5 protein-coding genes are annotated in these 6,353 nt (G+C 75.1%); all 5 read left to right on the forward strand.

What is annotated here, in order from left to right; genetic code table 11:
* Nucleotides 1-92: 92 nt before the first annotated feature.
* The 5 genes from UW392_RS34260 (at nucleotide 93) to UW392_RS34280 (ending at nucleotide 6,186) form a co-directional block, all read left to right on the forward strand.
* The gene (locus UW392_RS34260; protein WP_320779101.1) at nucleotides 93-1,325 is read left to right on the forward strand and encodes a cytochrome P450; all 1,233 of its coding nucleotides are present in this window, start codon (nucleotides 93-95) and stop codon (nucleotides 1,323-1,325) included.
* 63 nt (nucleotides 1,326-1,388) lie between these two features.
* Nucleotides 1,389-1,844, forward strand: coding sequence for a pyridoxamine 5'-phosphate oxidase family protein (locus UW392_RS34265; protein ID WP_320779102.1), 456 nt, complete (start codon nucleotides 1,389-1,391; stop codon nucleotides 1,842-1,844).
* A gap of 39 nt (nucleotides 1,845-1,883) precedes the next feature.
* The gene (locus UW392_RS34270; RefSeq protein ID WP_320779103.1) at nucleotides 1,884-5,030 is read left to right on the forward strand and encodes an amino acid adenylation domain-containing protein; all 3,147 of its coding nucleotides are present in this window, start codon (nucleotides 1,884-1,886) and stop codon (nucleotides 5,028-5,030) included.
* Complete coding sequence (locus tag UW392_RS34275; protein ID WP_320779104.1) at nucleotides 5,017-5,172, forward strand: hypothetical protein; 156 nt, start codon at nucleotides 5,017-5,019, stop codon at nucleotides 5,170-5,172. The genes UW392_RS34270 and UW392_RS34275 overlap by 14 nt, the downstream gene beginning before the upstream one ends.
* A 258-nt stretch (nucleotides 5,173-5,430) precedes the next feature.
* On the forward strand, nucleotides 5,431-6,186 hold the full coding sequence (locus UW392_RS34280; RefSeq protein ID WP_320779105.1) for a (5-formylfuran-3-yl)methyl phosphate synthase: 756 nt from the start codon (nucleotides 5,431-5,433) through the stop codon (nucleotides 6,184-6,186).
* Nucleotides 6,187-6,353: the final 167 nt, after the last annotated feature.

The following is a 6,353-nucleotide window of genomic DNA, read 5'->3' on the forward strand; positions in this document are numbered from 1 at the left end:
CACCCCCGCGCGCCGCGCCGCCCCCGCACACCGCGTCGCCCCCGCGCGCCGCGCCACCCCCGTCCCCGCCTCACGAGCCCACCGTTGCGACCGTGCCCCGAGCGGAGCCCGCCGTGCCCGAGACCTCACCGCCCCGTTTCCCGTTCCGCTTCGACGGCGACCGGATCGCCCCCGAACTGGCCGAGATGGCCGGGCACCGCCCCGTGCGCGAGGTGGTCACCAACACGGGCACCCGCGCCTGGCTCGTCGCCGGGTACGACGAGGTGCGGGCCGTCCTGCGCGACCGCCGGTTCAGCCTGAGCCTCACCTCCGACCCCGCCTGCCCCCGGCAGGACCCCCTCTACCCGCCCCTGACCGCCACCGACACCCTCTCCTACTTCCAGCGCGGGGGCATGCTCTCCGCGCTGCACCGCGGTCTCGGACCGACCCGCCGCCACCTGACCGAAGCGGAGACCGCCGGTCATGTGCGCCGCGTCCTGCGGCCTTTCCTGGACCGCGAGGAACAACCCGCCGACCTCGTCACCGGGTTCGTGTTCCCCGTGTCCCGGGCGCTGACGTTCGCGCTGCTGGGCCTCACGGAGGACGGCTGCCCGGACGACGACGTCCTGTTCGGCATCTTCCGCACCGGAACCGGCAGCGACGAGGTCGTGCCCGAGTGCTGGGAGAAGGGACGGACCTACCTGAGCGCCCAGCTGCCGCGCCTGCGCGAGCGGCGCACCGGACTGCTGGGCGAGCTGATCGCTCTCGCCGACAGCAGACGCACCCTCAGCGACGACGAACTCCTGGACCTGTTCCTCTTCCTCTTCATCTCCCAGTACGGCAACCCGGCCACCTTCCTCGGAGCCGCCTTCCCCACCCTGATGCGCCACCCGCAGCTGGTGACCCGGCTGCGGGCCGACCCGGAGCTGCTGCCGCGGGCCGTGGAGGAACTGCTGCGCTGGACCGTCTTCCTCGGCGACGGCCTGCCGCGCATCGCCCGCGAGGACGTCACCGTCGGCGACGTGCGGGTGCGGCGCGGCGAACTGGTCCTGGTCTCCACCGACGGGGCCAACCACGACCCCCGCGTCTTCCCCGACCCGCACCGCCTGGACGTCGACCGCCCGCACAACCCGCACCTCCGCTTCAGCGACGGCCGCCACCGCTGCCCGGGGAAGTCCGTCGCGTCCTTCCAGGCGGAGGTGACCCTGCGCGTCCTGCTGGAGGAGACCGAGGACATCCGGCTCGCCGTGCCCTGCGACGCGGTCGACTGGCGTCCCTTCCACGCCGTCACCCTGCCCCGGTCGCTGCCCGTGCGGTGGCGGCGGCGGTCGGCACCGCCGCGCTGACCGACGTACCGACTCCGCTGACCGACGTACCGACATGCCGCCGAACCCACCCCGGAGAAGCCCATGCTCCCGACCCTGTCCCGCACCGAGCGGGAACGCTTCCTCGCCGGCGTCCACGTCGGCGTGCTCGGCGTGACCGACGACCGCGCGACCGGTGCCGCGCCGCTGCTCGTACCGGTCTGGTACGTCTATGAGCCGGGCGGCGAGGTGATCTGGCAGACGGCCCGGGACAGCGTCAAGGCCCGCCTCGTCCGTGGAGCCGGACGCGTCAGCCTCTGCGTGCAGGACGAGCGGGCCCCCTACCGCTACGTCAGCGTGGAGGGTCCCGTCGTCGGCGAACGGGACCCGGCCGACGCGGCGGCCAGAGCCGCCGCCGCCCGCCGCTACCTGCCCGCCCAGGACGCCGCCGCCTACCTGGAGGCTACCCGGGCGCAGCTCACGGACGACGTCACCTTCCGCATGAGGCCCGAGCGCTGGCGCACCGCGGACTTCTCCTCCTTCGCCGCCACCTTCGGCTGACCCCCTCCCTCCGGCCGCACCCGAGAAAGTGATCACGCTGTGTCCACGACGACCGACGGGACCACCACCCCGGCCTACGCCCGTGCGCGCGACCGGCGCCTGCACGAGCTCTTCGACGCGCGCGCCGCCGAACGCGGCGAGGCGGCAGCGGCCCGGCACCACGGCCGCGAACTGACCTACGCCCGGCTGCGCCGCCGCTCGGACGCGCTGGCCGCGCGCCTCGTCCGCGCGGGCGTACGGCGGGGGACACCTGTCGGGATCTGCGGCCACCGGTCCCTGGAAGCGCTGGTCGGCCTGGTCGGGGTGTTGAAGGCGGGCGGCTGCTACGTGCCACTCGACGACGGGCTCCCGGTCGCCCGGCTGCGGGCCATGGCCGAGGACGCCGACGTGCGGACCGTCGTCGTGCTGCCGGACAGCCCCTGCCGGCTGCGGGGCGTCAAGGTCCGGGTGGACGTCCCCCCGCTGGAGGCACCCGGCCACGACGGCGCGGACGACGGCGCCGCCGCGCACCCGCCGGTGCGGGGAGACGCCCGCGACTGCGCGTATGTCATGTATACATCCGGTTCCAGCGGCCGGCCCAAGCCGGTCGCCGTGCCGCACCGGGCGGTGGTCCGGCTGGCCCTGTCCGAACCGACGCTGCCGCCGCCCGGCCCCGACGACGTGGTGCTGCACGGCTACGCGCTCTCCTCGGACGCCTCCACCATCGAGATCTGGAACACCCTCCTCGGCGGCGCCCGCCTCGAACTCGTCGACCGCGAGGAACTGGTCTCGCCGCCCGCGCTGGCCGAGCGGCTGCGCGGGGTCACCGTCGCCTACCTGACCACCAGCGTCTTCCACCACATGGCCCGCTCGGCACCCGAGGCGCTGCGCGGGCTGCGGCAGGTGTCGGCGGGCGGCGAGGCGATGGACGCCCCGCTCGCCCGCGCCGTCCTCGCCGCCTGCCCGCACACCACCGTGGTCAACTTCTACGGCCCCACCGAGAACGCCGTCGTCTCCACCTTCCACCTGGTACGGGGCCTGCCCGACGACGCGGTCACCGTTCCCGTCGGCCGCGCCTACGGTGCCTCCGTCTGCCACGTCCTGCTCCCCGACGGTGCCGAGGCGGCCACCGGGGAACCGGGCGAACTGGCCGTCGGCGGCGACGGACTGGCCCTCGGCTACCTCAACGACCCCCGGCTCACCGCCGAACGGTTCGTCCACGTCCCCCGGAGCGCGTGCCCGCGTCTGTACCGCACCGGCGACCGCGTGACCCGGCGCGCCGACGGCGTCCTTGAGTACCTCGGGCGGATGGACCGGCAGCTGAAGATCCGCGGCCACCGGGTGGAGCCGGACGAGGTGGAGACCCACCTGCGCGCCCACCCCGACGTGGCCGAGGCCGTCGTCGAGCCGTCGGCGGACGGCGGTGCGCTGCACGGCTTCGTCACGCCGGCCCGTCCCGGCCGGCCCCCCGAGCCCGAGCGGGTGCGGCAGTACTGCGCCCAGTGGCTGCCCGCGCAGATGATGCCGCACCTGACGGTGGTGGACGCCTTCCCGGTGACGGCCGCGGGGAAGGTGGACCGGGCGGCACTGCGGGCAGCGGCGGCCACCCGCCACGATCCGGCCGTCCCGGCACCCAGGACCCCCGACGGCGGGACACCGGAGAACGAGGGCGGCGTGCCGGGTGCCGACAGGGGCGCGCCGGGCTCCGAAAGCGGTGTGCCGGATGCCGGTGGCACGCTGGTCCGGCTGGTGGCGGACATCTGGGAGACCGTGCTGCGCACACCCCCCGCCCCCGCCGACGACTTCTTCGCGCTGGGCGGCGACTCGCTCCTCGCGGCCGAGGTCGTCAACCGGACCGTGACCGCCCTGCGGCTCGACGCCGCCCACGGCACCGGTCTCGTCCGCTCCCTCCTCACCGCCCCGACACCGGCCGCCTTCGCCCGTACCGTACGCGGGGTCGTCGACGGCACCCGCCCGGCCGCCCCGCACGCGGCCACCGACTTCGAGGGCGAGGCGGCACTGGGCTTCACCCCGCCCGAACCCGTCGGCCCGCCCCCGCGCCCCGGCCGGCCGCGCGCCGTGCTGCTGACCGGCGCCAGCGGATTCGTCGGCGCCTTCCTCCTGGAGCGGCTGCTGCGCACGACCGACGCCCGGGTGCACTGCCCCGTCCGCGCCCGCTCCGCCGACCACGCCAGGCGCCGCGTCCGCGCCGCCCTCGACCACTACGGCCTCGACCCCGAACTCGCCGACCCCGACCGGGTCGACGCCTTCCCCTACGACCTGACCGCCCCGTACCTCGGACTGTCCCCCGAGCGGACCGCCCGTCTCACCGAGCACACCGACCTCGTCCTGCACGGAGCCGCCCAGGTCAACTTCCTCTACCCGTACTCCGCGCTGCGCGCCGCCAACGTCGCCGGCACCCGCGAACTGCTGCGCCTCGCCGCCCCGCGCCGCGTGCCCGTGCACTTCCTGTCGACCGTCGCCGTCCTCGCCGGCTTCGGCACCGCCGGTGTCCGCGCCGTCGGCGAGGACACCGAACTCGCCCACGCCGACCGGCTCACCATGGGCTACGCCGAGAGCAAGTGGGTGGGGGAGCGGCTGCTGCGGCACGCCGCGCTGGCCGGTCTGCCCGTCTCCGTGCACCGCCCGTACGAGATCACCGGCGACACCCGCAGCGGCGCGTGCAACACCGAGACCGCGATCTGCTCCCTGTTCCGCATGGTGGCGGAGACCGGACTGGCCCCGGACATCGCGCTGCCCATGGACTTCGTCCCGGTCGACCACCTGGCCGCCGCCGTCGTCCACATCGCCACCCGCGAACCGGCCGGGCACACCTACCACTTGACCAACCCCCGCCCGGCCCTCCTCGGCGACGTGCTGGACCGCATGGAGGAGGCCGGGTACCGGCTGCGGCGCCTGCCCTACGCGGACTGGGTGGCGGAACTCGTCCGCCACGTGGCCCGCAACCCCACCAGCGCCACCGCGCCCTTCGTCTCCCTCTGCGTGGACCGCGGCCACAAGGCCGACATCACGGTGAAGGAGATGTATCTGGAGGGCACCTTCCCGAGGCTGTCACGCGAGCGGACCGACGCGGCCCTGCGGGGGAGCGGACTGGTCTGCCCGCCCGTCGACACGGCCCTCCTGGACTGTTATCTGGGATACCTGATGGCGTCCGGCTACCTTCCGCCGCCGAGTGGAGACCGCTGACGGAGCCATCGCCCCACGCGACGTCGACCGCGTGCAGCGGCTCGTCCTTGACCACCTCGCCACGAGCCGCGGCGCCGCCCTCGACCACCGCGCGCACCACACCCCTCCCGACGACGGTCCGGAGCACCGCCCGGGGGAGTGACCCGGACGGGACGCGCCCCTCGCACCGGTGTCACGCCCGAGGCGGGCGAAGCGGGCGCGCAGGGGGCGCACTCCACGGGAGTGCGGGGCACGGCACCGTCGGGCGCGCACCCCGCACGCTCTACCCGGGATCACGGGCCCCGGTGAAGATGAGCTGACCGCATCGTCATCCCGGCCACCACGTGCCTCCGGCTGCTCTCCCGAGGACACCTCGCACGAGGTCGTCCCGGTGCCGGACGCGCGGGGGAAGGAGTCCGACTTGTTGCTTCTCATCTCTCCGGACGGCGTCGAAGAGGCCCTCGTCTGTGCCGCAGCGGCGGAGCACCTGGACATCGTCGACGTCAAGAAGCCCGACGAGGGATCGCTCGGCGCCAACTACCCGTGGGTCATCCGGGCTGTCCGCGACGCCGTCCCGGCGGACAAACCCGTCTCCGCGACCCTCGGCGACGTCCCCTTCAAACCCGGCACGGTGGCCCAGGCGGCGCTGGGCGCCGTCGTCTCCGGAGCCACGTACATCAAGGTCGGCCTCTACGGCTGCACCACCCCGGAGCAGGGCGTCGAGGTCATGCGCGGGGTCGTCCGCGCGGTCAAGGACCACCGCCCCGACGCCTTCGTGGTCGCCTCGGGGTACGCGGACGCGCACCGCATCGGGTCCGTCAACCCGCTGGCCCTGCCCGACATCGCCCACCGGGCCGGGTGCGACGGCGCCATGCTCGACACCGCCGTCAAGGACGGCACCCGGCTCTTCGACCACCTCCCGCCGGAGGTCTGCGCGGAGTTCGTACGGCTGGCCCACGACGCCGACCTGGTCGCGGCCCTCGCGGGCAGCGTCAAGGCCGTCGACCTCGGCGACCTGGCCGCCATGGGCACGGACATCGTGGGGGTGCGCGGCGCGGTCTGCGCGGGCGGGGACCGCACCGCCGGCCGCATCGAGCCGCAACTGGTCGCCGCCTTCCGGGCCGAGATGGACCGGCACGTCCGCGACCGGGCGGCCGCCGTCGCCCCCGTGAACTGACCGCGGGCATGCCGAACGGAGCCCTCCGCGGCGCCACCGGCACCGGACCGGAGTCCTTCGCCGTCGCCGACCCGGCGACCGGCGAGGACTTCGCCGCCGCGGCCGACCGGCACCCGCGGGACCTGGACACCGTCGTCGAGCGGGCGCACACCGCCTGGCGCTCCTGG

Source organism: Streptomyces sp. CRN 30, assembly GCF_034105845.1.

What these genes read in the sequence shown, in the direction of transcription:
- UW392_RS34265 (WP_320779102.1), top strand. Translation starts at nt 1,389, where the DNA reads ATGCTCCCGACCCTGTCCCGCACCGAGCGGGAACGCTTCCTCGCCGGC.